Origin of the sequence: Pseudomonas sp. Ps21-P2 (assembly GCF_039672565.1) — a bacterium.
Lineage (GTDB): Bacteria > Pseudomonadota > Gammaproteobacteria > Pseudomonadales > Pseudomonadaceae > Aquipseudomonas.
This window is the reverse complement of sequence record NZ_JBDFPL010000028.1, coordinates 1-3,619: the sequence shown is the minus strand read 5'-3', so window position 1 is coordinate 3,619 and position 3,619 is coordinate 1. Positions and strand designations below refer to the sequence as shown.

Below are 3,619 nucleotides of genomic sequence, written 5' to 3'. Positions count from 1 at the left end.
GCCGACCATAATTTCATTGAGATCGACTACGTCGTCGTAAGACAACACGAATTTCAGCCAGGCATCGATAGCTTTTTCGATCTTAAAGTCTGGCGCGGATCCGTAGGTGGATGCGATGCGCCAGTGCCCGCCTTCGTGCAGAACCAAAACGGCGCCAGAACAGGCTTCTAGGCAGGAAGCAGTGCTTACGAAATTATCGAGAGCTGTCTTTTCATCCACGCCGGGGCAAGAATCTGAGGGCATGTGCAGTACCTGCAAGCGAGCTTGAAAGTGGTACAGATAAGGCCAATACCAAGTCGATGAGATTGGTTATAGCTGTCTTGCAGGCACTACGCTATCCCGCTGATTCAGAGGTGGCCGGCCTCTGAACCAACGTGTTCAGTGAAGACGAATCCAGTTTGAATGCAACATGATTTTTAGGGTTCGCTAGCCATGGTTTTGCTCAAGCAAGAACTTGATTGTCCTGTTCAAAACAACTGCACGGCTTGTCACCGAAACGTAGCCGTGCCGGTAAAAGCGTTGGCCGGACATTGCATGGGCGTTTGGTCCCTACAACCCACGCCGTCAGAGCTTGTTGCTGAAATTGCAATGCATGCTGCTATTGAGGGGAATACTCAAGGTTTCATTCGTCCCGTCGATAGTATTTTCATGTCCATGCGAGTGACCGTCATGTTCAATAACCGGTTGAAAAACAGAATCCAGCAGCTGGAAAAACGGCTGGGAGCTCTGGAGCAGGTCAAGGCGACACTGGATCTCGAAACCGTGGCGGTCACGCTGGATGCGGCAGGCGTAATCCTGGAGGTAAATGCCCTGTTCGAAAAAGAGCTGGGATTCACTCACGCTGAATTGTCCGGTCGGACCCTGCGGGAGTTCAGCCCCGCTGAGCTGCACGGTGATGTCCATCAGCGCCGCGCGTTGGAGGCAATTGCCAAGGGCAAGCATTACAGTGGTACCTTGCGCCTGTGCAGCCGTGAAGGTCGTCATGTCTGGCTGCGGGCAATGGTTATACCTTTCGCCGGTGAGAGCGGACGGGTCGAACGCATCGTTTTGTATTGCAGCGTGCTGACAAGGACCATTGAGGCTTCAAGGGAGAATGAAGCATTGGTGGGGGCCCTGATGCGCTCCACTGCCGTCATCGAGTTTTCTCTGGATGGGGTAGTCCTGACGGCCAATCAGAATTTTCTGCACGCCATGGGCTATTCATTGCCCCAAATCCAGGGCCAGCATCACAGGATGTTTTGCCTGCCATCCGATGTCGGTTCAACAGAATATGAGCAGTTTTGGCAGACCCTGCGCCAGGGCTCGTACGTCGCCGGGAGGTTTTGCCGATTGGATAAATCTAACAGGGAGGTCTGGCTGGAGGCTTCCTACAATCCGATCGTAGATGCCAACGGCAAGCTGTACAAGATAGCCAAACTCGCTACCGTAATCACCGACCAGGTCAACCGTGAGCGCGCCATATCGGAAGCAGCTGGCATGGCTCACGATACGTCTGTTCAAACAGACGCCAGTGCACAGCAAGGCCGCGGAGTTATCCAGAATACCGTTACAACCCTCAACACGCTTTCGGCGTTGATGGAAGATGCGGCGCATGGCATTGAGGCGCTGGATGCACAGAGCCAGGAAATCGGCACCATTGTCAAAACCATTGGCAGCATCGCGGACCAGACCAACCTGTTGGCCTTGAACGCAGCAATCGAAGCAGCACGCGCCGGAGAGCAGGGCCGGGGATTTGCTGTAGTCGCTGACGAGGTCAGGCAACTGGCCCTTCGAACCACTCAGGCAACGGCAGAGATTGTTGAGGTCGTGAAAAAGAATCAGATCCTCGCTTCCACTGCAGTGGACATGATCGGAAAAAGTAAGCAACAGGCCGGTGCGGCGCTGGAGTTGGCAAGCGAGGCGGACGAGGTGATCAAAGACATTCAGCAGAGTGCCAACAGTGTGGTGGCAGCCGTTGAGCAGTTCTCGGGCCAAGCCAGATAGTGATGGTTTTAAAATCAGGCTTGCCCAGCAATTCGCATTTACCACTCGGTTAGGCGCGATATCCAGGTGATCCTATGCTCGATGCTCTCAAACAATCCATTCGTACTCTGCACCTGGCTCACTGGGCCAGCCTTGAAGATGAATGTGATGCATTACTCATCAGGATTGAGCAAGCACGAAGAACAGGTGTTGTGACTGACGAGCAGGCCATGCAGCTGGTCTATGATGTCCGAAATGAACGTTCACGGTGCTTTCGCAGCGTGAACCGTTGCCGCATCAAGGGCTCCGCTTCAAGATGATTTTCCTTTGACCCCAGTTCATCAGATGCGGCTTTTCGAGACGGGACCGACCGAATGAGCGATCCTCGTTCAGTTCAGCTTGCCGCAGTTGTGGTTGATCTTCTTCTCAGGTATGCCCTGATGCTGGGCTATCGAGACAGGTCGATAACGTTTGTCTGATGCAGCCGGTAAGTATCAGGCATTGACTGACCCTCTACAGTATTGCGACCTTTGCTTTTAGCGAGATAGAGAAGTCGATCTGCTTCTGCCAGGGCGGCTGTATAGGAATCCTTTGCAGGTGAATTGATCGCCACCACGCCGCAACTGATCGTCAGGATGCCCAGCGAGCTGCCGGCGTGATCAATGAGTGCACTGGCGATGGACAACCTGACATTTTCGGCGACGCTCAAAGCGCCGGCCAGATTCGTCTCAGGCAGCAGGACCACAAATTCCTCCCCACCATACCGTGCGGCAAGATCACCCGGCCGATTGACGCAGGTCCCGATGATTCCTGCCACCTGCCTCAGGCAGTCGTCACCCTGCAGATGGCCATAGTGATCGTTGTATTGTTTGAACCAGTCAATGTCCAACAGGATAAGCGCTATGGTTGAGTTATTTCGCCTGGCCCGCCCCCACTCCTGCTGCAAGGTAGCATCGAAACGCCGTCTGTTGGCCAGATGCGTCAAGCTATCAGTTTGAGCGATGATCTCCAGTTCATTTCTGGCGACGTTCAGATCACCCTCCGCGGTGATTAGCTGCTGGATCTGCCGGTATAGCAGAATGCCCAGCAAGCACAGAGCCAACGTGATCATGCCGATCAAAGCCATGGATCTGTATGCATAAGCCCACCAGGGCGCGAAAACATATTGGTACGACACACCTGCAGCTGCAACGATGGGCAGGCCGGACACCCGTCGATAGGCATATATCCTTTCCACGCCATCCACCACAGACTTGATCACTGCAGTGCCATTGTCGCTGTATGGCAGATAGAGGGTGAATAAATCACCTCTAGCCACATTTGTGGTCATCAGTGCAGTCAATGTTGGCCGGCGAGCCAGCAGATCACCATTGTTCAGGGCAAGAAAGATAACGCCTTTGTCGTCTACATCCATTCGCTCGAAGAACGCTTGAAAATATGCGACCGGGACCGTCGCCAAGGCGACACCTGCAAACTCTCCATCAGGAGTATTGATACGCCGACTGATCGGGATAACCATATCTCCCGTACTGCGGCTTTTTACAATTGAGCCAACGTGAATGGATTCATCGGTATGGTCGCGGTGGTAGGCAAAATAGGCGCGGTCGCCGTTGTTTTTTTCCTGCACACTGTGCGCAAAGGAATTGGCGACCCACTG

3 protein-coding genes and 1 pseudogene are annotated in these 3,619 nt (G+C 53.7%); 2 read left to right on the top strand and 2 right to left on the bottom strand.

All coding sequences use genetic code 11. The features are described from left to right. Positions 1 to 243: pseudogene (locus tag ABEH28_RS27190) on the bottom strand (diguanylate phosphodiesterase); the annotation flags it as partial. A gap of 426 nt (positions 244 to 669) precedes the next feature. Between ABEH28_RS27190 and ABEH28_RS27185 the strand changes: the two are divergent. Then, positions 670 to 1,983 (top strand): methyl-accepting chemotaxis protein, encoded by a 1,314-nt coding sequence (locus tag ABEH28_RS27185; protein ID WP_346627983.1) that lies wholly within the window; start codon positions 670 to 672, stop codon positions 1,981 to 1,983. 74 nt (positions 1,984 to 2,057) lie between these two features. Next, positions 2,058 to 2,282, top strand: a complete 225-nt coding sequence (locus ABEH28_RS27180) for a hypothetical protein (protein ID WP_346627951.1) — start codon at positions 2,058 to 2,060, stop codon at positions 2,280 to 2,282. A 128-nt stretch (positions 2,283 to 2,410) separates the two neighbouring features. Here ABEH28_RS27180 and ABEH28_RS27175 read toward each other — a convergent pair. Continuing rightward, a partial coding sequence (locus ABEH28_RS27175) for a sensor domain-containing diguanylate cyclase (protein ID WP_346631554.1) occupies positions 2,411 to 3,619 on the bottom strand: 1,209 nt, incomplete at its 5' end.

Bases quoted from the DNA above. Each gene is read 5' to 3' on its own strand.
- ABEH28_RS27180 (WP_346627951.1), top strand. From the start codon at position 2,058: ATGCTCGATGCTCTCAAACAATCCATTCGTACTCTGCACCTGGCTCAC.
- ABEH28_RS27185 (WP_346627983.1), top strand. From the start codon at position 670: ATGTTCAATAACCGGTTGAAAAACAGAATCCAGCAGCTGGAAAAACGG.